20 protein-coding genes are annotated in these 23,293 nt (G+C 73.1%); 17 read left to right on the top strand and 3 right to left on the bottom strand.

Translation table 11 applies throughout. The features are described from left to right. Positions 1-27: 27 nt before the first annotated feature. Together Q7A36_RS00635 and Q7A36_RS00630 are read right to left on the bottom strand one after the other, a co-directional pair. Positions 28-1,266, bottom strand: coding sequence for a CaiB/BaiF CoA transferase family protein (locus tag Q7A36_RS00635; RefSeq protein ID WP_305101699.1), 1,239 nt, complete (start codon positions 1,264-1,266; stop codon positions 28-30). Beyond that, complete coding sequence (locus tag Q7A36_RS00630; RefSeq protein ID WP_305101698.1) at positions 1,263-2,222, bottom strand: hydroxymethylglutaryl-CoA lyase; 960 nt, start codon at positions 2,220-2,222, stop codon at positions 1,263-1,265. Before Q7A36_RS00630 ends, Q7A36_RS00635 begins: the two co-directional genes overlap by 4 nt. 120 nt (positions 2,223-2,342) lie before the next feature. On the opposite strand from Q7A36_RS00630, the gene Q7A36_RS00625 reads away from it, so the two are divergent. The 3 genes from Q7A36_RS00625 (at position 2,343) to Q7A36_RS00615 (ending at position 4,938) form a co-directional block, all read left to right on the top strand. After that, positions 2,343-3,149, top strand: coding sequence for an enoyl-CoA hydratase/isomerase family protein (locus Q7A36_RS00625; protein ID WP_305101697.1), 807 nt, complete (start codon positions 2,343-2,345; stop codon positions 3,147-3,149). A gap of 240 nt (positions 3,150-3,389) precedes the next feature. Then, complete coding sequence (locus Q7A36_RS00620; protein WP_305101696.1) at positions 3,390-4,493, top strand: NAD(P)/FAD-dependent oxidoreductase; 1,104 nt, start codon at positions 3,390-3,392, stop codon at positions 4,491-4,493. Between the two features lie 151 nt (positions 4,494-4,644). Then, positions 4,645-4,938 carry a hypothetical protein gene (locus Q7A36_RS00615; RefSeq protein WP_305101695.1) on the top strand — a complete coding sequence of 98 codons (294 nt, stop codon included), beginning with the start codon at positions 4,645-4,647 and terminating at the stop codon, positions 4,936-4,938. A gap of 213 nt (positions 4,939-5,151) precedes the next feature. Here Q7A36_RS00615 and Q7A36_RS00610 read toward each other — a convergent pair whose 3' ends face one another. Then, complete coding sequence (locus Q7A36_RS00610) at positions 5,152-5,307, bottom strand: hypothetical protein (RefSeq protein ID WP_305101694.1); 156 nt, start codon at positions 5,305-5,307, stop codon at positions 5,152-5,154. A 301-nt stretch (positions 5,308-5,608) separates the two neighbouring features. Between Q7A36_RS00610 and Q7A36_RS00605 the strand changes: the two genes are divergently transcribed. The 14 genes from Q7A36_RS00605 to Q7A36_RS00540 all read left to right on the top strand — a co-directional run bounded on the left by Q7A36_RS00605 (position 5,609) and on the right by Q7A36_RS00540 (position 23,293). Continuing rightward, positions 5,609-6,334: a sugar transferase gene (locus Q7A36_RS00605; RefSeq protein WP_305101693.1), complete on the top strand. Its 726-nt coding sequence runs from the start codon at positions 5,609-5,611 to the stop codon at positions 6,332-6,334. A gap of 100 nt (positions 6,335-6,434) precedes the next feature. Next, entirely contained in the window at positions 6,435-7,955 is a 1,521-nt protein-coding gene (locus Q7A36_RS00600; protein WP_305101692.1) for a flippase, read from the top strand. Continuing rightward, positions 7,955-9,040 (top strand): glycosyltransferase family 4 protein, encoded by a 1,086-nt coding sequence (locus tag Q7A36_RS00595; RefSeq protein WP_305101691.1) that lies wholly within the window; start codon positions 7,955-7,957, stop codon positions 9,038-9,040. Before Q7A36_RS00600 ends, Q7A36_RS00595 begins: the two co-directional genes overlap by 1 nt. Continuing rightward, entirely contained in the window at positions 9,028-10,167 is a 1,140-nt protein-coding gene (locus tag Q7A36_RS00590) for a glycosyltransferase (protein ID WP_305101690.1), read from the top strand. Before Q7A36_RS00595 ends, Q7A36_RS00590 begins: the two co-directional genes overlap by 13 nt. After that, on the top strand, positions 10,152-11,024 hold the full coding sequence (locus Q7A36_RS00585) for a glycosyltransferase family 2 protein (RefSeq protein ID WP_305101689.1): 873 nt from the start codon (positions 10,152-10,154) through the stop codon (positions 11,022-11,024). Before Q7A36_RS00590 ends, Q7A36_RS00585 begins: the two co-directional genes overlap by 16 nt. 2 nt (positions 11,025-11,026) lie before the next feature. Further along, entirely contained in the window at positions 11,027-11,890 is an 864-nt protein-coding gene (locus Q7A36_RS00580; RefSeq protein WP_305101688.1) for a glycosyltransferase family 2 protein, read from the top strand. Positions 11,891-11,895: 5 nt separating this feature from the next. Further along, entirely contained in the window at positions 11,896-12,693 is a 798-nt protein-coding gene (locus Q7A36_RS00575) for a YdcF family protein (protein WP_305101687.1), read from the top strand. A 76-nt stretch (positions 12,694-12,769) separates the two neighbouring features. Beyond that, positions 12,770-13,393 carry a sigma-70 family RNA polymerase sigma factor gene (locus tag Q7A36_RS00570; RefSeq protein WP_305101686.1) on the top strand — a complete coding sequence of 208 codons (624 nt, stop codon included), beginning with the start codon at positions 12,770-12,772 and terminating at the stop codon, positions 13,391-13,393. Further along, positions 13,390-13,824 carry a hypothetical protein gene (locus tag Q7A36_RS00565; RefSeq protein ID WP_305101685.1) on the top strand — a complete coding sequence of 145 codons (435 nt, stop codon included), beginning with the start codon at positions 13,390-13,392 and terminating at the stop codon, positions 13,822-13,824. The genes Q7A36_RS00570 and Q7A36_RS00565 overlap by 4 nt, the downstream gene beginning before the upstream one ends. Continuing rightward, on the top strand, positions 13,731-14,261 hold the full coding sequence (locus Q7A36_RS00560) for a periplasmic heavy metal sensor (RefSeq protein ID WP_370655623.1): 531 nt from the start codon (positions 13,731-13,733) through the stop codon (positions 14,259-14,261). Before Q7A36_RS00565 ends, Q7A36_RS00560 begins: the two co-directional genes overlap by 94 nt. Before the next feature lie 7 nt (positions 14,262-14,268). Then, a complete protein-coding gene (locus Q7A36_RS00555) occupies positions 14,269-15,693 on the top strand; it encodes an efflux transporter outer membrane subunit (RefSeq protein WP_305101684.1) in 1,425 nt (474 codons plus the stop codon). Between the two features lie 85 nt (positions 15,694-15,778). After that, on the top strand, positions 15,779-16,993 hold the full coding sequence (locus Q7A36_RS00550) for an efflux RND transporter periplasmic adaptor subunit (RefSeq protein WP_305101683.1): 1,215 nt from the start codon (positions 15,779-15,781) through the stop codon (positions 16,991-16,993). Next, positions 16,990-20,199 carry an efflux RND transporter permease subunit gene (locus tag Q7A36_RS00545; RefSeq protein ID WP_305101682.1) on the top strand — a complete coding sequence of 1,070 codons (3,210 nt, stop codon included), beginning with the start codon at positions 16,990-16,992 and terminating at the stop codon, positions 20,197-20,199. Before Q7A36_RS00550 ends, Q7A36_RS00545 begins: the two co-directional genes overlap by 4 nt. Position 20,200: 1 nt before the next feature. Next, positions 20,201-23,293: an efflux RND transporter permease subunit gene (locus Q7A36_RS00540; RefSeq protein ID WP_305101681.1), complete on the top strand. Its 3,093-nt coding sequence runs from the start codon at positions 20,201-20,203 to the stop codon at positions 23,291-23,293.

Genomic DNA, 23,293 nt, shown 5'->3' with positions numbered 1-23,293 from the left:
GGCCCCCGGCGCGGCACGGGCCGGCCGTCAGGCCGTGATCGGCGGCTCCGCCGCGACCACCACGCCGCTGGCCGAGAGGGCGGTGATCTCCGCCGCGCCATAGCCGGCCTCGGCCAGCACCTCGGCATTGTGCTCGCCCATGCGCGGCGGCTGGCGGCGCAGCCGGACGCGGGCGCGGTCCTCGCCGAATTCCAGCGGCAGGGCCGGCAGCCCGACCCTGGCGCCGCCGCCGAGCGCCGAGATGGCGGTCTGCAGCAGCCCGTCCCCGGCCAGCAGGTGGGCGTCGTGGAACAGGTCGGCCGGCTTGCCGACCGGCGCCCAGGAGATGCCGGCGCCCTCGCAGAGCCGCTCGACCTCGGCCTGCGGCATGGTCTCGACCACCTCCTGCAGGGCTGGGATCAGCCAGGACCGCTCCTTCGCGCGCTGGGCATTGGTGGCCAGGCGCGGGTCCTCGGCCAGCGCCGGCAGCCGGAAGGCCCTGGTGAAGCGCGCCCATTGCTGGTCGCTGGTGACGCCGATGAAGAGCTGGCCGTCGGCGGTCTGGAAGGTGTCGTAGATGCCCCAGGCGCCGCGCCGCGCCGGCATGGGCGGCGGCGGCTCGCCGGTCGCGGCGGTGCCGGCCATGTGGCTGCCCATCAGGAAGACCGCGCTCTCGAAGAGCGAGGAGCAGACCCGCTGCCCCTGCCCTGTCGCATCCCGCTCCCGCAGCGCCGCGAGCGTCGCGGTGACGCCGAAGACGGCGCCGAGGATGTCGATGATCGAGGCGCCGGCGCGCAGCGGCCGGCCGGGCGGCCCGGTCATGTAGGCGAGGCCGGACTGGAACTGCACCACCTCGTCCAGCGCCGGCCGGTGCTCATAGGGCCCGGCGAGGAAGCCCTTCAGCGCGAGGTAGACCAGCCGTGGGTTGACGGCGCGAAGCTGCTCCCAGCCGCAGCCGAGCCGCTCCATGGTCCCCGGGCCGTAATTCTCCAGCACGATATCGGCCTGCGCGGCGAGGCGATGCGCCGCCGCCTGCCCCTCCGGCCGCTTCAGGTCCAGCGCCAGGCTGCGCTTGTTGCGGTTGAAGGTGGCGAAGAAGCCGGCGGCGAAGCCCGGCAGCCGGCGGGTATGGTCGCCCATCGGCGCCGGCTCCACCTTCACCACCTCGGCGCCGAGATCGGCCAGCAGCAGCCCGGCGCAGGGGCCCATGATGGTATGGCTGAACTCGAGGACGCGCAGACCTTTCAGCGGCTGCGGCCCGTCGATGGCGCGGCGGGGTTCGCTCATGCGGCCTTCCGGCGGAAGGCGTCGAGGCTGCCGGCGCGGATGAGCTCGGAGGGAAGCTGGTGGCCGACGATGCGCTCGGCCATGCGGCCGACCTCGATCAGCGCGTCGAGGTCGATGCCGGTCGAGATGCCCATCTCCTCGCAGAGCAGGACCAATTCCTCGGTGCAGATATTGCCCGCGGCACCCTTCTGCCCGGCGAAGGGGCAGCCGCCGAGGCCGCCGACCGTGCTGTCGAACTTCGTCACGCCGAGCCTGAGGCCGGCATGGGCGTTGGCGACGGCAAGGCCCCGCGTGTCGTGCAGGTGCAGGCCGATGCGCAGGTGCGGCCAGCGCTCCCGCACCGCGCCGATGCCGCGCTCGATCCGGATCGGCGTCGCCCAGCCCATGGTGTCGGCCAGCGACAGGTCGGTGATGGCGACGCCCGCCTCCGCGGCGATGGCGAGCCCGTCCGCCACCGTCCGCACCACCTGCTCCGGCGTGATGTCCCCCTGGTAGTTGCAGCCGAAGGCGGCCATGACGCCGAGGCGGGTGACCGGCGCGCCCGCAGCCAGATGGACCTGCGTCTGCTTGCGCATCGCCTCCAGGTTCTCGGCATGGCCGCGGTTGAGGTTCTTGCGGGAGAAGGCGTCCGAGGCGGCGAGCGAGATGGACCCGGTGATGCTCAGCCGGTCGCGGAAGGCGAGCGCCCGGTTCAGCCCGTTCTCGTTGAACCAGAGCGCGGCGTAGTGGATGCCCGGCTTCGGGGTGAAGCCGCCCGCCACGGTCTCGGCATCCGCCCAGCCCGGAACGAGGCGCGGATTGACGAAGGAGCAGATCTGGATGTGCCGGAGGCCGGTCTCGGCCAGCGCCTCGATCAGCGCGATCTTGTCGGTGGTCGGGATCGGGCCCGGCTCGATCTGGAAGCCCTCGCGCGGGCCTTCCTCATGGATGTCGACATGCTGCGGCAGGTCGGCCACGGGCCCCTCCCCTCCTATGCTGCGGGCCCAAGATGCCCCTGCCCCGGCCGGCGCGCCAGCCATCTTGCCCCCCGGCGCCTCGCCCGCCACAAGGCGGGCAAGCCAGGAGGAGATCGAGCGATGAGCGCCGCCGCGAAGACCCGGGACGAGGGACGCCTGCCCACCCTCTCCATCGACGGCAGCCGCGCCACGCTGCACCTGAACCGGCCGGAGGTGATGAACCGCATCCAGCCGGAGGACATCGCCGAGATCATGCGCATCCTGGCCGCGGTCGAGGCCGATCCGGAGATCCGGGTCCTGGTCATCGCCAGCACCGGCAAGTCCTTCTCCGCCGGCGCGCATCTCGGCGACATGGCCCGGCAGGCCGAGACCGGCGGGATCAGGGATACCGGCGGCGCCGGCTTCGAGGACATGATCAACCGCCTCGAGATGCTGACGGTGCCGACCATCGCCCGCCTGCATGGCGGGGTCTATGGCGGCAGCACCGACCTGGCGCTGGCCTGCGACTTCCGCGTCGGCGTGACCCCGGCGACCGTGATGTTCATGCCCGCCGCCCGCATCGGGGTGCATTATTACGAGAGCGGCTTGCGGCGCTACGTCTCCCGCCTCGGCTTCAACAACGCCAAGCGGCTGTTCATGCTGGCCGAGGAGCAGTCCTCCGAGGAGCTGCTGCGGATCGGCTACCTGACCGACCTGGTCCCGCCCGAGGCGCTCGACGCCCGGATCGACGCCATCGCCGCCCGGCTGGGCGAGCTTGCGCCGCTCGCGGTGCAGGGGGCCAAGCGGGCGATCAACGAGATCGGCCACCAGGCACTCGATACCGCCGCGCTCGAGGACCGGATCCGCATCGCCAAGGCGAGCGAGGACCTGCGGGAGGGGCTGACGGCCTTCCGGGAACGGCGCAGGCCGGTCTTCAAGGGGCGCTGAGGCGTGCCGACGACCGAAGGGCCGGATGGCCCGGAGGTCTGAATCGGCCCGCCCGACATATAAGGCGGACCGATGACCGGAGCGCCGCAGGGCGCGAAGGTCTGAATCGGCCCGCCCGACATGCAAGGCCGGCCGCCGCACAGGCAATTGGTCAGCGCCGGGCTTGACCCGGCCGCCCCAGCACGAAGCTTAGGGCCAGGGCAGGATGGCCGGGGCGCGCCCACCGGAGTCGAGGACAGGATGGACGAATACGATTGCGTGGTGATCGGCGCGGGCGTGGTGGGGCTGGCGGTCGCCCGCAGCCTGGCGCTGGCGGGACGCGAGGTGCTGGTGCTCGACGCCGCCGAGGGCATCGGCACCGAGACCTCCTCCCGCAACTCGGAGGTCATCCATGCCGGTATCTACTACCCCGCCGGCAGCCTGATGGCCCGCGCCTGTGTCGCCGGCAAGCACATGCTCTACGACTATTGCCGGGAGCGCGGCATCCCGCATGCGAACTGCGGCAAGCTGATCGTGGCGACCGACGAGGCCGAGGCGGAGCGGCTGGACGGGATCAGGGCCCGCGCCGCGGCGAACGGCGTGCCCGACCTGCGCAGGCTGACGCGAGCGGAGGCGCTGGACCTCGAGCCGGCGCTGCACTGCAGCGCGGCACTGCTCTCCCCCTCCACCGGCATCATCGACAGCCATGCCTATATGCTCTCGCTGCAGGGCGATGCCGAGAATGCCGGGGCGGTCTTCGTCTTCCACGCGCCGGTCACGGGCGGCCGGGCGACGGAGGACGGCGTCGTCATCGAGGTGGGCGGCGAGGAGCCGATGGCGCTCCGCTGCCGGACGCTGGTGAATGCGGCCGGGCTGCACGCGCCGAAGCTGGCGCGGGCCATCCAGGGCATGCCGAGCCAGCTCATCCCGACCGCCTACTACGCCAAGGGCAACTACTTCACTCTGACCGGGAAGAATCCCTTCTCCCGCCTGATCTACCCGGTGCCGGTGCCGGGGGGCCTGGGCACGCACCTGACCATCGACCTCGGCGGCCAGGCGCGCTTCGGGCCGGACGTGGAGTGGGTCCAGGCGATTGACTACGAGGTCGATCCGCGCCGCGGCGACAGTTTCTACGCCGCAATCCGGCGCTACTGGCCCGGGCTGCAGGACGGCGCCCTCGCGCCCGGCTATTCCGGCATCCGGCCGAAGATCGTCCCGCCCGGCGCGCCGGCGCAGGACTTCACCGTCATGGGGCCGCGGGAGCATGGCATCCCCGGCCTGATCCACCTCTTCGGGATCGAGAGCCCGGGGCTGACCGCCTCGCTCGCCCTCGGCGCCCTGGTCGGGGAGGTGGCGGCGGGTTGAGCGGTTTCCACGCCGCCTCCATGTAATTCTTTAAAATATTGATAAACGACATTTTTACCCGAAATTTGCCGCCCGATTGTCATCGGTCCGTGCGAGAACTCCGCGGGCCGGCCGGGCATGGAGCGGCAGCCACCAGACTGGGAATGACAGCGTGCCTGACGGTTTCGACCTGCTGACCTATCTCGCCGGGGAGCCCGGGCCGGGTGTCGAGCGGCCCCGGGTGGGTGATCCGGTGGAACTGCGGGTCCTCCAGGGGGGCCTGTCCATCGAGGCCTTCTCCGCCGCCGGGCAGCGGCTCGGCCGGTTGCCGCCCACGGAGCGCGACGCGCTGACGAGCATGCTGCCGGAGGGCCGCACCGCCTTCCATGGGCGGATCGCGGCGCTGGTCCCGCGGCCGCGGCAACTCGGCGATGGGCGCATCCATATCCGGGTCAGTGCGGGGTAGAGGGGGTCCGGCGGCGCGCCTCGGGGGCCGGAGGGTCCCGATTCGGCCCCTGCGACGAGTCGCCGCCGGCGCCCTCTCCGGCCAGGGGAAGACGACAACGGGGTGGACCGGCCGCCATCGGGACCCGCTCCACCGCACGGAAGGCCGGACCGGCCGAGGCGCGCCGATGAGGACGGGCTCAGCCCCGGGGCGAGCGGGTCCGGGCCGACAGCCTCACCAGAGGGTCCGGACCAGGATCGCCAGCCCGACCCAGAGGCCGGAAGACAGGGCGACCCCGAGCACGACGGCGCGGGCGGGATCCAGGGGATGCCCCGACAGGTCCTCCTCGGCCTCAATCACCCAGTTCAGGTTGTGCATATGCAGCCCCATCGACCCTGCGAGACCGCCTTCCGGCGCGGATGATGGCACAACGCAGTCCCGGCGCGTCCTTTGCGGGGCAGCTTCTTATTCAAATGTGAATGAACGGTTGGAACCATTCTGAGTTCTCCCCAACCGTTGCCGCCTTGTGCGGCGCCACAATCCGGCCGCAAGCGCGTCGCAATCCGGCGCTTCCGTTGCGGCATATCAGCACGATCCGGATGCGTCCCGGCCAGCCGGCCGGTCCCGCCCCGGGCAGTTTGGTCACCCCGCGTTCCGTGCCAGCGCGTGGTTCGAGGAAGGGCAGGCCGCCATGCTTGGCGTTGAGGTCTACCGGACGATGACACCCGAGGTCGCCATCCCCGCGCTGGCGGCACCCGGCTCCGCCCTGCCGCGGCACGGCCGCGCGCCGGTCCGCACCGCCGCGCCGCAACCGGCGCTGAAGCGCGCCATGGACATCCTCGGCGCCGCCCTGCTCCTGCTCGTCACCGCCCCGCTCTTCGCCCTGCTCGCGCTGCTGATCCGCGCCGATGGCGGCCCGGTCCTCTACGCGCATGAGCGGGTGGGGCGCGGCGGCAGGCGCTTCGGCTGCCTCAAGTTCCGCTCCATGGTGGTCGATTCGCAGGCCCGCCTGGCCGCCCTGCTCGCCGCCGACCCGGAGGCCCGGGCGGAGTGGGAGGCGACCCGCAAGCTGAAGGACGATCCGCGCGTCACCCGCATCGGCCGCTTCCTGCGCGCCACCAGCCTCGACGAGTTGCCGCAGGTGCTGAACGTGCTGCGCGGCGAGATGAGCCTGGTCGGCCCGCGCCCGGTCGTCGCCGCGGAGCTCGAGGAGCACTACGGCAAGGCCGCCGAGCATTACCTCTCGGTCCGCCCCGGCATCACCGGCCTCTGGCAGATCAGCGGCCGCAGCGACACCACCTACGCGACCCGCGTCGCCCTCGACATCGACTATGCCAGCAACCCCTCGCTGCTGGCCGATCTCAGGATCCTGCTGCGCACGCCGCTGGCCGTGCTCTCGCGCCGCGGCGCCTATTGACCGGCAGGGGCGGGGCTGCCACGCCCCGCCCCGCGCAGGAGGCAGGCCGGACCCGCACCCGCCCCGGGAACCCCGCCTGCCCCTCTCCCGAAAGGTTCGCATGGACCATCCCGAATCCCGCACCCGGGCGCGCACGATGGTCGCCGGGGTTGCCTGGAACGCGGCCGGCCGCGGCCTGCCGCTCCTCCTCGCCCTCCTTCTCACCCCCATCCTCGTCCATCAGCTCGGCGTCGAGCGCTGGGGCCTCTTCACCCTCGCCCTCGCCATGGTCGGCGTCTTCGGCGTCTTCGACCTCGGCGTCGGCCAGGCCCTGACCCGCGCCCTGTCGGAGCGGATCGGCGCCGGGCGCGGCGAGGAGGCTGCGGGGCTGGTGGGCGCCGCGCTCAGCGTCCTCGCGGCCTTGAGCCTCCTCCTCGCGGTCCTGCTCTGGCTCGGCGTGCCGCTGCTGGTCGAGCGGCTGCTGAGCGTCCCGCCGGCGCTGCAGCCGCAGGCGATCGCGGGCATGCGCGTCCTCGCCGCGGCGGCGCCGCTGGTGGTGCTGAACGCCGCGCTCTGGGGCGTGCTCGCGGCCTATCAGCGCTTCCGCGCGGCCAACCTGGTCAACATCCCGGTCAACCTCTTCTACTACCTGGGCCCGGTGCTGATCCTGCTGGTCTGGGACGACCTGACGGCCGTCATGCTGGTCCTGGTCGCGGTGCGGCTGGCCAATACCCTCTCCTACCTGCTGCTGCTCCGCCCCCTGGTCCGCCGGGTGCTCGCCACCCCGCTGCGCCTGCCGCTGGTCTATCCGCTGCTGCGCATGGGCGGCTGGATGACCTTCTCCGGCGTGCTGACCCAGGCGCTGCTCTATGCCGACCGCTTCCTGATCGGCGCCCTGCTCTCGCTGGCCGCCGTCGCCTGGTATGCGACGCCGCTCGACCTGGTGATCCGGGTCTGGATGGTGCCGGTCGCGGTGGCGCAGACGCTGCTGCCGGCCTTCGCCTCCGCCTATGCCACCCTGCCGCGGCAGACCGCAGCGCTGCTCCGCCGCGGGGCGCTGATGGTCATGGGCCTGGTGCTGCCCATCGCCCTCGTGCTGGCGGGTGGCGGGCGGGAGATCCTCGGCCTCTGGCTCGGCCCCGATTTCGCCGCGGGCGGGGGGATGGTGCTGCGGATCCTCGGCGTCGGCATCTTCTTCTCCTGCCTCGCCTTCGTGCCGGGCGCCTTCCTCGACGCCATCGGCCGGCCGGACGCGACGGCGCGCTTCGCCCTGCTGCAGGCGGTGCTCTACCTGCCGCTGGCCGCCCTGCTCCTGCTCTGGCAGGGGATCGAGGGCGCGGCGGTCGCCTGGACCCTGCGCTGCGCCGCCGACTGCCTCGGCAAGCTCTGGCTGGCGGCGCGGCTCTATCCGGATGCGGCCGGGGCGGTGCGGCGCCTGCGGCCGCCCCTGGCCGCGGCGGGGATCGGGCTCGCCGTCATGCCCGCCATGCCGGGCCATGCCGCCATGCTCGCCGCCGGCCTCGCCGCGCTGCTCGCCTTCGCCTGGCTCGCGCTGCAGGCGCTGGAGTCGGCGGAGCGCGGCATGCTGCGCGGCGCGCTCCGCCACCCCGGCGGGCTGCTGCGGGCCGCAGGCCGGCCCTGATGCCGATCGCCGTCAATGGCCGCTTCCTGTCCCAGCGGGTGACGGGCGTGCAGCGCTTCGCGCTCGAGGTGACGCGCGCGCTGGATGCCATGGCCGGGGCCGGACAACTGCCCGGCGCGCGGCTGCTCCGCCCCGCCGGCGGCCCGCCCTCGCCCTTCGCGCATCTGGCGGAGGACCGCGCCTCCATCCTCCGCGGCCAGGCCTGGGAGCAAGCCGAACTGCCGCTGCGCGCCCGCGGCAGCCTGCTGCTCAACCTCGGCAATACCGCGCCGCTCGCCGCCGGGCGGCACCAGGCGGTGGTGATCCATGATGCCGGCGCCTTCGACACGCCGGAGAGCTACTCGACCGCCTTCCGCGCCTGGTACCGGACCCTCCACCGGGCGCTGCCGCGGGTCGGGGCGCGGATCGTCACCGTCTCCGAGTTCTCGCGCGGCCGGATCGCGCATCACCTGCGGCTCGACCCCGCGCGGATCGGCGTCATGCCGGAGGGGGCGGAGCACATCCTGCGCGCCCCCGCCGATGCCGGCCTGCTGCAAAGGCATGGGCTGGCGCCGGGCCGCTACGCGCTCGTGGTCGGCAACCCGGCGGCGCACAAGAACCTCGCGGCGCTCGCGGACTGCGCCGGCCTGCTCGCCGCGCGCGGCTGCCGCCTCGCGGTCGTGGGCGCGGCCGACACGGCGGTGTTCCGCCAGGGGAACGGCCTCGGCGCCGCGGCCGGGCAGGCCGTGGCGGCGCTTGGCCGGGTGAGCGATGCCGAGCTGCGCGCGCTCTACGAATCGGCGATCGCGCTGCTCTTCCCCTCGCGCTACGAGGGCTTCGGCCTGCCGCCGGTCGAAGCCATGGCCTGCGGCTGCCCGGTGATCGCCGCCGCCGCCGGCGCGGTGCCGGAGGTCTGCGGCGATGCGGCGCTGTGGTTCGACCAGGACGGGCCGCGCCGCCTGCCGGCGATGCTGACCCGCCTGCTGGAGGAGGACGGCCTGTCCGGCAGCCTGCGCGCCCGCGGCCTGGCGCGCGCCGCCCGCTACACCTGGCGCGCGGCGGCCGAGGCCCTGCTCGCCCTGCTCCCCGAGGAATGCCAGACGTGAAGGTCGCCATCGTCCATGAATGGCTGGAGAGCTATGCCGGCTCCGAGCGCGTCGTCGAGCAGATGCTGCGGATCTGGCCGGAGGCCGAGCTGCACGCGGTCTGCGACGTGCTGCCGGAGGCCGAGCGCGGCTTCCTCGGCGGCCGGCAGGTCCGCACCAGCTTCATCCAGCGCCTGCCCTTCGCGCGCACGCAATTCCGCAAGTACCTGTCGCTGATGCCGCTGGCGGTCGAGCAATTCGACCTCTCGGCCTACGACCTCGTGCTGTCCTCCAACCACGCGGTGGCGAAGGGCGTCATCACCGGGCCGGGGCAGCTCCATGTCAGCTACGTGCACAGCCCGATGCGCTATGCCTGGGACCTGCAGCACCAGTACCTCCGGCAGGCCGGGCTCGAGCGCGGCCCGATGTCGCTCTACACCCGCTGGCTCTTCCACCGGATGCGGCTCTGGGACCACGCCACCGCCGACCGGGTCGATGCCATCGTCGCCAACAGCCGCTACATCGCCGAGCGGATCGAGAAGGTCTGGCGCCGCCCCTCGACCGTCATCCACCCGCCGGTGGATGTGGAGCGCTTCACCCTCGGCGCGGCGCGGGAGGACCACTACCTCATCGCCACCCGCATGGTGCCCTACAAGCGCGTGGAACTGGTGGCGGAGGCCTTCCGTGCCATGCCGGAGCGGCGGCTCGTCATCTGCGGCGACGGGCCGGGGCTGGCACAGGCGCGGGAAGCGGCGGCGGGCGCGCCCAACATCGTCTTCCGCGGCCGGGTGCCGCAGGCGGAGCTGGTGCAGCTCATCCGCACCGCCCGCGCCTTCCTCCATGCGGCGGAGGAGGATTTCGGCATCGGCATGGTGGAGGCGCAGGCCTGCGGCACGCCGCTGATCGCCTTCGGCCGGGGCGGCGCGCGCGACATCGTGCGGCCGGACACGGGCGTGCTCTTCCCCGAGCAGAGCGCGGCCTCGGTCATGGAGGCGGTGCGGCGCTTCGAGGCGCTGGCCCCCATGATCCGGCCGGAGGCCTGCCGGGAGAATGCGCTGCGCTTCTCCGCCGCGGCCTTCCGGGAGAGGTTCCGCGCCCATGTCGAGGCGCTGCTGGCAGCGCGCGAGGCGGCATGCGCGTCAGCCTGATCGTCGCCACCCGCGGCCGCGACCGCGAGGTCGGGGCGCTGTTCGAGAGCCTCGCGGCGCAGGGCGCGGCGGGGCTCGAGGTCATCGTGGTGGACCAGAATGCCGATGACCGGCTGGCGCCCGTCATCGCCGCCTGGCGGGACCGGCTGGCGCTGACCTGGCGGCGGACCGCGCGGGCGCATGCCAATCACGCGCGGAACCTGGGCCTCGCCCTGGCGCGCGGCGACCTCGTCGGCTTTCCCGACGACGACTGCATCCTCCCGCCCGGGCTGCTGGCGCGCGTTGTCGCCGCCTTCGCGGCCGACCCGGCGCTGGCCATCCTGACGGGGCCCGCGGCCTCGCCCGAGGGCGGACTCGGCTCCGGGCGCTGGCGGAGGGAGGCGGGGCTGATCGATGCGGGCAATGTCTGGACCAGCGTGATCGAGTTCAACCTCTTCCTCCGGCGGGAGGTGGCGCTCGCCCTCGGCGGCTTCGACGAGCGGCTCGGCCCCGGCACGCCGCTCGGCTCGGCGGAGGGCAACGACCTCGTGCTGCGGGCGATCGCGGCCGGGCATGCCGCGCGCTACGACCCGGCGCAGCAGGTCGTGCATCCCGACAAGCGGCTGACGCCGGTCGCGGTGGAGCGCGCCGCCCTCTATGGCCGCGGCATGGGCTTCGTGCTGCGGCGGCATGCGGCGCCGGCCGGCGTCTGGCTGCCCTTCATGGTCCGCCCGCTCGGCGGCATCGCGCTCTCCCTGCTGCGCTTCCGGCTGCTGGCGGCGCGCTACTATGCCGCGACGCTGCGCGGGCGGCTGGAGGGCTTCCTGGCACGCGATGCGGCGGCGGGCCTGCCGCTGCCGGCGCTGGCGGAGGCCTGACGATGCGCCTCGCCATCGGCATCGCCACGCGCGGCCGCGCCGCCATCCTGGCCGAGACGCTGGCCGAACTGGACCACCAGACCCGCCCGCCGGACCGGATCATCGTCTGCCACGTGACGCCGGAGGATGTCGGCGAGAGGCGGCCGGGCATCGAGTACCTCGCCGCCCCGGCCGGGCTGCCGCGGCAGCGCAACGCCATCCTGGAGGCCGCCGCCGACTGCGACCTGGTGCTCTTCCTCGACGACGATTTCCTGCCCGCGCCGGACTATTGCCGGGTGACCGAGGCCGTCTTCGCGGCGCGGCCGGACTGCGTGGTGACCACCGGGACGGTGCTGGCGGACGGCGCCAATGCCCCGGGCTATTCGCCGGCGGAAGGCCGGGCGATCCTGGCGCGGGACCGCTACGCGGGCGACCCGCTGGCCGCCCTGCCGCATTTCAACGGCTATGGCTGCAACATGGCGGTGCGGATGGCGGTGGTGCGGGCCGAGGGCATCCGGGTGGACGAGGCGCTGCCGCTCTATGCCTGGTACGAGGATCTCGACTTCACCCGGGCGCTCGGCCGGCATGGCGCGATCCTGCGGCTGGCCGGGGCGCGCGGGGTGCATCTCGGCACCAAGCTCGGCCGGACGCCGGGGCGACGGCTCGGCTACAGCCAGGTGGCGAACTCCGTCTATCTCGCGCGCAAGGGCACCTATCCCTGGTCGCATGCGCTGCCGAGCCTGCTGCGGCACACGCTGAAGAATGCCGCCCTCTCGCCCTGGCCGGAGCCCTGGGCGGACCGCTTCGGGCGGTTCCGCGGCAACCTGCTGGCGCTGGCCGACTGGGCGCGCGGCCGCATCGCGCCGGGCCGGATCCTGGAGCTCTAGCCGGCATGCAGGACCTGCTCTTCGTCCTCTCGAAGATCCTCTGGTGGCCGCTGCGCCCGGGCACCGCCGCCATCCTGCTCGGCCTCATCGGCCTCGCCGCCCTCTGGGGCGGGCGGCGCTGGGGCCGCTGGCCGGCCCTTGCCGGCCTCGGCTTCCTCGCCCTGCTGGCCCTGCTGCCGCTCAATGCCTGGGTCGAATTGCCGCTCGAGGACCGTTTCCCCCGCCCTGCCGCGGAGCCAGCCCATATCGACGGCATCGTCGTGCTCGGCGGCGCGGTGGAGCAGCGCCTCTTCGAGGAACGCGGCCTGCCCGCCCTGAACGGCGCCGCGGAGCGGATGGTCGAGCCGGTCGCCCTGCTCCGCCGTCACCCGGAGGCGCGGCTGGTCTTCACCGGCGGCTCCGCCAGCCTGGTCCCGGGCGCGCTCAGCGAGGCCGATGTCGCCCGGCGCCTCTGGCGCGACCTCGGCGTGCCGGAGGAGCGCATGCGCTTCGAGACGGAATCGCGGAACACGCACGAGAACGCGGTGAACACCCTCCGCCTCGTGCGGCCGCAACCCGGCGAGACCTGGCTGCTGGTCACCTCCGCGAGCCACATGCCGCGCAGCATGGGCGTCTTCCGCAAGGCGGGCTGGCAAGTCATCGCCTGGCCGGTGAATTACCGGACCGGACATGGCATCGCCTCCTGGCTGGAGACCGCCTTCCCGGTCCGGCTGCAGGAATTCGAATGGGGGACCCGGGAGTGGGTCGGGCTGCTCGCCTATTGGCTGATGGGACGGACGGACGCGCTCTTCCCGGCGCCTTGAGGCGCCGGGTTGCGTTTCGTCGCATGGATCGCGCGTGGGTTTGCCCCGGCCGGGGCGTAACACCCGCCGAAACCCGATGCCGATCCTGCTCGCCCAGCCCCGCCTGCCGCGCGCTGCCGCCGCGCCCCCGCCCGACCGGCCGGCCGGGCTGATGGTGCGCGGCGAGGCCAGCGATGCCACGCTCATGCGCTGGGCCGCCGCCGGCGACCGCGCCGCCTTCGGCGTGCTGGTGGAGCGCCATGGCGAGCGGGCGCTGCGCATCGCGCTCCGGGTGCTGCACGACCCGGCCGAGGCGGAGGAGGTGGCGCAGGAGGCCTTCCTCCGCGCCTGGCAGGCCGCCGCCGGCTTCGACCCGGCCCGGGCGCAGTTCACCACCTGGCTGCACCGGATCGTGCTGAACCTCGCCATCGACCGCACCCGCCGCCGCGCCGCGGCGCCCGAGGCCGGCGGGGCGGCGCTGCTCGCCCTGGCCGATCCGGGGCCGGGCCCGGAGGCAGCCGCCGCCGCCGCCGAGGACCGCGCGGCGCTCGCCGCCGCCCTGGCGCAACTGCCGGCCCGGCAGCGGGCGGCCATCGCCCTGGCCTATGAGGAGGGGTTGAGCGGCGCCGAGGCTGCCGCCGCCCTCGATGTCTCGGAACGCGCACTGGAAGGCCTGCTGCGCCGTGCCCGGCTGATGCTGAGGAGGATCCTCACCGCATGACGCGATCCCTGTCCCCGGGCCGCTTCGCCCGCCTGCTGGACACCCATGGCCCGCGGCCGGAGCGCTGGCCCGCCGCCATGCGCCCTGCCGCGGCCGCGCTGCTCGCCGGCTCGCCGGCGGCGCGCGCGCGGCTGGCGGAGGCGCAGCGGCTCGATGCCGGCCTCGCCGCCGCCCTGCCCCACCCGGCGCCGGAGGCGGTCGCCCGGCTGCGCGCCGCCGTCGCGCGGGAGATCGCCCGCACCCCGCTGCCGGCGCCGGCCACGCCCTGGGCGAGGCTGCTGGACCGGCTGCGCCCGGCGGCGCCGGCCGGCTGGGGCGCGCTCGCCGCGCTCGCCACCTGCGCGCTCTGGCTCGGCTTCTCGGCGGCGCCGGCGGTCGGCGACCCGCTGGCGCCGCTGCAGACGCTGCCCATCCTGGAGGACCCGCTCTGACCTTCTGGCCTTCCGGCCGCACCCTGCTCGCCGCGGCGCTCGGTGCCTCGCTCGCGCTCAACCTCGTGCTCGGCGGCCAGCTCTGGTGGCGCCCGGCCGGGGCGGAGCATCGCGGCCGTGGCCTCGACCGCCTGGTCGGCCGCATCGAGGCGACCCTGCCTGCCACGGACCGCCCCCGCTTCCGCGCCGTCATCGAGGGGGAGCGGGACCGCTACGCCGCCGAGCTCGCCGCCATGCGCGCCGCCGGCCGGGCGGTGGACGCGGCGATCGCGCGCGACCCCTTCGACCCGGAGGCGCTGCGCGGCGCCCTCGGGGACTGGTCGGCCCGCTGGTCCGACTTCAACGCCGCCTTCGCCGGGACCATGGTCCAGGCGCTGGAGGCCGTCTCGCCGGCCGGCCGGGCGCAGATCGCCGCCGCGCGCCGCCACGACCGTTAGGACTCCCATGCCCCATGCCTTCGGCCGCAGGGCGGCGCTGGTCGCCACCGCCGCGCTGCTGCCCGCCTGCTCCTGGCTGACGCCGCCCGCCACCACCTCCGGCATCGACCTGCCGCAGCGGCTGGCCGCCATCGACTCTGGCGCCCCGGTGCAATGGCCCGACCCGGGCTGGTGGCGCGGCTTCGGCTCGGCGGAGCTCGACGCGCTGATGGCCCGTGCGCTGGAGGCCAATACCGACATCGCCGCCGCCGTCGCCCGCGTCCGCCAGGCCGATGCGCAGGTACGTATCAACGGCGCCACCCTGCTGCCGACGGTGGACCTGACCGGCCAGGCCACGCGGCAGCAGACCGGCAGCGTGAACACCGCCAGCATCACCGGCCTCGTCAACCGGCGCGTCCGCGTGACCGCGGCCGACCGGCTGCAGCTCTCGGCGAGCTACGAGATCGACTTCTGGGGCAAGAACCGCGCCGCCACCGAGGCCGCGCAGCAGGCCGCCTTCGCCAATCGCTTCGATGTCGGCACCGTGACCCTGACCACCCAGGCCAGCGTCGCCAATACCTATTTCGCCCTGCTCGGCGCGCAGGACCGGCTGGCGCTGCAGCGGCAGAACCTGGAGATCGCCCAGCGCGTGCTGCGGGTCATCCGCGACCGCGTCTCGGTCGGCACCGGCACCGGCCTGGAACTGGCGCAGCAGGAGGCGGTGGCGGCGCAGCAGCAGGCGCTGATCCCGCCGCTGGTGCAGGAGGTCGAGACCAACCGCAACTCGCTCGGCACGCTGGTCGCGCTGCCGCCGGAGCGGATCGTGCTGCAGGGCGGGACCTTCAACCGGATCACCGTGCCGCCGGTGACGCCCGGCCTGCCGGCCGAGGTGCTGGCCCGCCGTCCCGACGTGCTCAACGCCGAGGCGACGCTGGCCGCCGCCAATGCCAATATCGTCACCGCCCGGGCGCAGCTCCTGCCCTCCGTCACCCTGACCGGCTCCGGCGGCTGGACCAGCCTCGCGCTCGAGACGCTGACCCGGCCGGAATCCCTGGTCTTCAGCCTGGCCGCCGGCATCGCCCAGCCGATCTTCCGCGGCGGCGCGCTGCGCGGCCAGGTCCAGTTGCGGGAGGCCCAGGCGGAGGAGCTGCTGCAGACCTACCGCTTCGCCATCCTCAATGCCCTGGTGGATACCGAGAACGCCCTGGTCGCGCTCCGCCAGACCACCGAGCAGGAGGCGCTGCAGGCCAATGCCGTCCGCATGGCCGAGCGGTCCTACGCCATCTCCGAGGCGCAGCTCGGCGCCGGCACCATCGACCTCATCACCCTGCTGAACACCCAGCAGACCCTCTTCTCCGCCCGCAATACCCTGGCGCAGGCAAGGCTCGCGCGGCTGCAGGCCGCGGTCGGGCTGTTCCGGGCGCTCGGCGGCGGCTGGGGCACGCCCGCGTGACACGCTTCGTCACGCGATCGGCGTATGGGATTGGCGGGGCGGAGGCGTATCTGAACCGTTCGCCCGAAAGGTCTCCATCCCACCCATGCGCCGCCTGCTCCTGACATTCCTTCTCCTCGCGCTGCTCGGCGGCGCGGGCGGCGGCGCCTGGACCTGGTGGCAGCACCACCAGGCGAAGCCCGTGGAGGCCGAGGCGACCGGCGGCCGCCCGGGCCGCGGCGGGCCGGTGCCGGTGACCGTCGCCGCGGCGCAGCGGCAGGACCTGCCGATCCGACTGGATGCCATCGGCACGGTGCAGGCCTTCAATACCATCACCGTCCGGGCGCAGGTGGACGGCCAGCTCCTCGAGATCGCCTTCCGCGAGGGGCAGATGGTGAAGAAGGGCGATGTCCTCGCCCGCATCGACCCGCGCAGCTACCAGGCGGCGCTGGACCAGGCGGTCGCCAAGAAGGCGCAGGACGAGGCGCTGCTGGCCAATGCCCGGCTGGACCTGCAGCGCTACACCTCCCTCGCGCAGAACCAAGGCGTCTCGAAGCAGCAGCAGGACACCCAGCGCGCCCAGGTCGCGCAGTACGAGGCGCAGGTGCAGGCCGACCAGGGCGCGATCGATGCCGCGCGCACCCAGCTCTCCTTCACCACCATCCGCTCGCCGATCGACGGCCGCGTCGGCCTGCGCCTGGTGGACCAGGGCAACATCGTCCGCGCCGGCGACGCGACCGGCATCGTCACCGTCTCGCAGCTCCAGCCCATCGCGGTGGTCTTCACCCTGCCGCAGCAGGAGCTGCCCCGGGTGCAGGACGCCATGGCGCGCGGGCCGGTGCCGGTGCAGGTGGTCCGCGCCGGGGAGACCGCCGTCCGGGCGGAGGGCGAGCTGCTGACCCTCGACAACGCGGTGGATGCGCAGACCGGCACGATCCGCCTCAAGGCCTCCTTCGCCAATGACGATTTCCGGCTCTGGCCCGGCGCCTTCGTCAATGTGCGGATGGAGGTGGACCGCCTGCCCGGCGTCACCACGGTGCCGCTGGTGGCCGTGCAGCGCGGGCCGGACGGGCCCTATGCCTTCCTCCTCAAGCCCGACCGCACGGTGGAGCAGCGCCCGCTCCGCCTCGGCGCCCTGACGCCGGGCGATGCGGTGGTGCGGCAGGGGCTGCAGCCCGGAGACCGCGTGGTCACCTCCGGCGCGCTCCGCCTCAGCCCCGGCGCGCATGTCCTGGTGAACGAGGAAGGCGCGCCCGCCCCCGGCCCGGCGCCGGGCGAGCGCCGCACGCGGCCGCGCCAGGCCGCGGATGCGAGGCCATGAGCCCGGCTGCCGACGGCTCCGCGGGCGGCCCGGCGCCCGGGCCCTCCTCGCGCTTCCGCGGCGTCTCGGCGCCCTTTATCGCCCGCCCCATCGCCACCCTCCTGCTGGCGGTGGCGGTGCTGCTCTCGGGCCTCTTCGGCTATCTGCGCCTGCCGGTCTCCGCCCTGCCGGAAGTGGATTTCCCGACCATCGAGGTGACGACGACGCTGCCCGGCGCCTCGCCGGAGACGGTGGCGCTGCTGCTGACCGCCTCGCTCGAGCGGCAATTGGCGCAAATCGGCGGGCTGACCGACATCGTCTCGACCAGCGGGCCCGGCACCTCCCGCATCACCCTGCAGTTCAACCTGGGGCGGGACATCGACGACGCGGCGCAGGACGTGCAGGCGGCGATCGATGCGGCGCGCGGCACATTGCCGAACAACCTGCCCTATCCGCCGACCTATGCGAAGGTGAACCCGGCCGACCCGCCGATCATCACCTTCGCGCTGACCAGCGACACGCTGCCGATCTGGCGCCTGTCGGACGCCGCCGACACGCTGCTGGCGCAGCGGCTGAGCCAGGTTTCGGGCGTCGGCCGCGTGCTGGTGCAGGGGACCATGCGGCCCTCGGTGCGGGTGCAGGTGGATCCGGTGCGGCTCGCGGCCTATGGCCTCTCGCTCGAGGATGTCCGCACCGCCATCGCCGCCGGCAACGTCAATACGCCGAAGGGCGTGGTGGACGGGCCGCGCCAGGCCTCCACTGTCATGGCGAACGACCAGATCCGCAGCCCGGAGGAGTTCGCCGGCCTCATCATCACCTGGCGGAACGGCGCGCCGGTCCGCGTCTCCGACATCGGCGACGTGGTCCAGGACCTGGAGAACACCCTCAACGCCGCCTGGCACAACGGCCGCCCGGCTGTCCTGATCGACGTGCAGCGCCAGCCCGGCGCCAATATCGTGGCGACGGTCGAGGATGTCCGCCGGCAGGTCGACCAGCTCGAGCGCGCCCTGCCGCGCGGGGCGAAGCTGACCATCGTCGCCGACCGCACCGCGACCATCCGCGCCTCGGTCCACGACGTGCAGTTCACCCTGGTACTGGCGGTGGCGCTGGTGGTGGCGGTGATCTTCGTCTTCCTGCGCAGCGGCCGCGCCACGCTGGTCCCGGCTGTCGCCCTGCCGCTGTCGATCATCGGCACCTTCGGGGTGATGGCGCTCTGCGGCTTCTCGCTCGACAACCTCTCGCTCATGGCGCTGACCATCGCCACCGGCTTCGTCGTGGACGACGTCATCGTCATGGTCGAGAACATCGTCCGACTGATCGAGCAGGGGAAGCGGCCGCTGGCCGCGGCCTATGAGGGCGCGGCGCAGATCGGCTTCACCGTCGTCTCGCTGACGGTCTCGCTGGTCGCGGTCTTCATCCCGCTGCTCTTCATGCCGGGCGTGGTCGGGCGGCTGTTCCAGGAATTCGCCCTGGTGCTGACGATCTGCGTCGTCGTCTCCATGTTCGTCTCGCTGACGCTGACGCCCATGATGTGCGGCCGGCTGCTGCGGCCGCAGGAGACGGACCGGCCCGGCCGCCTCGCCCGGCTGACGGAGCGGGTGCTGGACGGCATGCGCGATGCCTATGGCCGGAGCCTCGACTGGGCGCTGCGGCGCGAGGGGCTGATGCTGCTGGTGGCGTTGGCAACCTTGGCGGGCACCGTCTGGCTCTATGTCGTGGTGCCGAAGGGCTTCCTGCCCTCGCAGGATACCGGCCTGATCCTGGCGACGGTGGAGGGGCCGGAGGATGCCTCCTTCACCCGCATGTCCACCCTGCAGCGCATGGTCGGCGAGGCGATCCAGGCCGATCCGGACGTGACGGCGGTGAGTTCCGTGGTCGGGGCCGGGCTGGTGAACCCGGCGCAGAACACCGGCCGCATCACCGCCGTGCTCCGTCCGCGCGAGGAGCGGGCGGCGAATGCCGCCGAGGTCATCGCCCGGCTGCAGCCGCGGCTGGATGCGCTGGCCGGCGTCACCGTCCACCTGCAGCCGGTGCAGGATATCCAGATCGGCGCCCGCCCGGCCGCCACCGCCTACCAGTACACGCTGATGGACCCGGACCCGGTCGAGCTCTCCCGCTGGGCGCCGGTGCTGGAGCGCCGGCTGCGCGAGCTGCCGATGCTGCGCGACGTCTCCTCCGACCAGCGGGAGGGCGGGCTGCGGGTGACGGTGGATGTGGACCGCGACAAGGCCGGGCGGCTCGGCGTGACCATGCAGGGCGTCGACGACATCCTCTACGACGCCTTCGGCCAGCGGCAGATCAGCACCATCTACACCCAGTCCAACCAGTACCGCGTGGTGCTGGAGGCGACGCCGGCGCTGCGCGACGACCCGCAGATGATCGGCATGCTGCGCGTGCCGGCGACCGCCGGCCAAGCGGCGACGGCCCAGGGCACCCCGGTCTCCGCCCCCACCGGCACGCCGCAGGTGCCGCTGTCGGAGATCGCCGCCATCGGCCGCGCCGCCGGCCCGCTGGTGGTGACCAAGCAGAGCCAGTTCCCGGCCGTCACCCTCGGCTTCGACCTCGCGCCCGGCGCCGCGCTCGGCGACGCGGTCGCGGCCATCCGCGCGGCCGAATCCGAGATCGGCCTGCCCGAGACCATCGCCGGCAGCTTCTCGGGCGATGCCGCCGAGTTCCAGCGCTCGCTCGAGGGCGAGCCCTGGCTGATCCTCGCCGCCGTCATCGTCATCTACATCGTGCTCGGCGTCCTCTACGAGAGCCTGATCCACCCCATCACCATCCTCTCCACCCTGCCCTCGGCCGGCATCGGCGCGCTGCTGGCGCTGCGGCTCTTCGGGATGGACCTCTCGGTGGTGGGGCTCATCGGCATCGTGCTGCTGATGGGCATCGTGAAGAAGAACGCCATCATGATGATCGACTTCGCGCTGGAGGCGCAGCGCGACCATGGCCGCGACGCGCGCGAGGCGATCGAGGAAGCCTGCCTGCTGCGCTTCCGGCCCATCATGATGACGACGCTGGCGGCGCTGCTCGGCGCGCTGCCGCTGATGATCGAGAGCGGCACGGGCTCCGAGCTCCGCAACCCGCTCGGCGTCTCGGTGGTCGGCGGCCTGCTGCTGAGCCAGGTGATCACCCTCTATACCACGCCGGTGATCTATCTGGGGCTGGAGCGGCTGCGGGAGCGTGTGCAGCGCGCCCGGCGGCGGCGCGCCACGGTCGCGGCGGAATAGCGTGTCGATCTCGGCCCCCTTCATCCTCCGGCCGATCGCGACCGCGCTGCTCGCCCTCGGCCTCGCGCTCGCGGGCATCGCCGCCTATTTCCACCTGCCAATCGCACCGCTGCCGCGGACCGACATCCCGACCATCTTCGTCGGCGGCGGCCTCCCCGGCGCGGATCCGGAGACCACGGCCTCCGCCGTGGTCGGGCCGCTCGAGCGGCGGCTCGGCGCCATCTCCGGCATCACGGAGATGACCTCCTATTCCGCGCTCGGCGCCTATTTCATCGTCCTGCAATTCGACCTGTCGCGGAACATCGACGCCGCGGCGCGGGACGTGCAGCAGGCGGTGAATGCCGCGGGCAGCGACCTGCCGGCACTGCCCAACCCACCCTATATCCGCAAGGTCAATCCCGGCGACGCGCCGGTGCTGATCATGGCGATGGCGGCCGATACGGTCCCGCCCGGCACGGTCTACGACGTCGCCGACAGCATCGTCGCGCCGCGCCTCGCCCAGGTGCCCGGCGTTTCCCAGGTGCAGATCCAGGGCGCCGAGCAGCCGGCCATCCGCGTCACCATCGACCCGGCCGCGGCCAAGGCGGCCGGGATCAGCCTGGAGACGGTGCGCCAGACCATCTCCCAGGCCAATGTCACCCAGGCGACCGGGCTGGTCGACGGCCGCGACCAGATGGCGGCGATCCATGTCAACGACCGCCTGACCACGCCGGAGCAGTTCGGCCGCGTCATCGTCAAGCAGCAGAATGGCGGGGTGGTGCGCCTGTCCTCCATCGGCCGGGTCGCGACCGATGCGCGGGATCGCCGCCAGGGCGGCTCGGTCGACGGGCGCCCGGCCGTCATGATGACGATCTTCAAGCAGGCGGACGCCAACGTCATCGAGGTGGTGGACGGCATCAAGGCGCTGATGCCGCAGATCGAGCGCTGGATGCCGGGCGGGGTGACGATCACCACCTTGCGCGACCGCACCGAGACGATCCGCGCCAGCGTGCATGACGTGCAGCAGACGCTGCTGATCTCGATCGCGCTCGTCGTCCTGGTCGTGGCGATCTTCCTCCGCCGCGTCTCGGCCATCGCGGCGACCGCGGCGGCGGTGCCGCTCTCGCTGCTCGGCACACTGGCGGCGATGTGGCTCTGCGGCTACTCCCTCGACAACCTCTCGCTCATGGCGCTCACCATCTCGGTCGGCTTCGTGGTGGACGACGCCATCGTCATGATCGAGAACATGACGCGGCTGCGCGAGCGCGGCCTCGGCGCGATGGAGGCGGCGCTGGAGGGCGCGCGGCAGATCGGCTTCACCGTGCTCTCCATCACCGTCTCGCTGATTGCGGTCTTCATCCCGCTGCTCTTCATGGGCGGCATCGTTGGGCGGATGTTCCGGGAATTTTCCGTCGTGCTGGCCATCGCGGTCGCCATCTCCGGCGTCGTCTCCCTGACGCTCACGCCGATGATGGCGGCGCGCATGGCCCGGCGCGCGGCGCCGCCGCCCGGGCGCTTCGGCCGCGCGGTGGAGTGGTGCATGGACCGCATGACGCGCGGCTATCTCTGGAGCCTGCGGCACATCCTGCGCTGGCGGCGGCTGATGCTGATCCCGACCCTCGGCCTGATCGGCGTGACGGTCTGGCTCTATGTCATCGTCCCCAAGGGCTTCTTCCCGGATCAGGATACCGGCCTGATCATCGCCACGACCCGCGCGGCGCCCGATACCTCCTACCAGGCGATGCTCGGGCTGCAGGAGAAGGTGGTGGCGGTCCTGCGGAAGGACCCGGCGGTGGCCAGCGTCGCCTCGGCGATCGGCGCGGGCAACGGCAATGCCTCGGTCAGCCAGGGCCGCGTCTTCCTCAGCCTCAAGCCGCTCGAGGACCGCCCGGGCGTCTCCGCCAACGACGTCATCAACCGGCTGCGGCGGCCGCTCAACGGCATCCCCGGCATCCAGACCTTCATGCGGGCGGTGCAGGATGTCGGCATCGGCGGCCGGGCCGGCAATGCCTCCATCCAATTCGTGCTGCTCTCGCCCGAGATCGCCGACCTGCAGCACTGGTCGCAGGTGCTGGTGGACAGGCTGCGCACCCTGCCGCAGATCCAGGACGTCAATTCCGACCAGCAGAATGCCGGCCTGGTGACACGGCTGGTGATCGACCGGGAGGCGGCGGCGCGCACCGGCGTCAGCGTCGCCGCCATCACCTCCGCACTGAACAGCAGCTTCTCCCAGCGCCAGGTCTCGGTCATCTACCGCTCCCGCAACCAGTACCGGGTGGTGCTGGAGGTGGAGCCCGGCCTGCAGCAATACCCCGAGCAGGTGGACGACATCTGGCTCTCGGGCAGCGGCGGCGTGCAGGTGCCGCTCTCCTCCCTGGTGAAGGTGGAGCGCAGCACGGCGCCGCTCTTCATCACCCACCAGGGGCAATTCCCGGCCGCCACCATCACCTTCAACCTCTCGCCCGACGTGGCGCTGAGCGACGCGACGGCGGCCGTCGAGAAGGCGGCGATGGAGGCCGGGCTGCCCGACACCATGCGGACGGAGTTCGCCGGCAATGCCCGCGCCTTCCAGTCCTTCACCCGCGGCCAGCCCATGCTGATCCTGGCGGCGCTGGTGACGATCTACATCGTGCTCGGCATGCTCTACGAGCACCTGCTGCACCCCATCACCATCCTCTCGACCCTGCCGACGGCCGGCATCGGCGCGCTGCTGGCGCTGCTGGCGACCAACACGCCCTTCTCCGTCATCGCGCTGATCGCCATCATCCTGCTGATGGGCATCGTGAAGAAGAACGCCATCATGATGGTGGACTTCGCGCTGGAGCATGAGCGCGAGCAGGGTGTCGGCGGGATGGAGGCGATCCTGGAGGCCTGCCGCGAGCGCTTCCGGCCGATCCTGATGACGACGCTGGCCGCCGTGATGGGCGCGGTGCCGCTGGCGCTCTCGACCGGGCCGGGGTCGGAACTGCGCCAGCCGCTCGGCATCGCGCTGATCGGCGGGCTGCTGCTGGCGCAGGTGGTGACGCTCTACACCACGCCGGTCGTCTACCTCGCGCTCGACGGCAAGCGGAAGAAGACGCGTGTGCGGGTGCCGCAGGCGGTGCCGGCGGAGTAG

The sequence above is a fragment of the Paracraurococcus lichenis genome (assembly GCF_030657435.1).
GTDB classification, from domain to species: Bacteria; Pseudomonadota; Alphaproteobacteria; order Acetobacterales; family Acetobacteraceae; genus Paracraurococcus; species Paracraurococcus lichenis.
The sequence above is the reverse complement of the archived record's forward strand: the minus strand, read 5'-3'. Positions and strand labels throughout refer to the sequence as shown.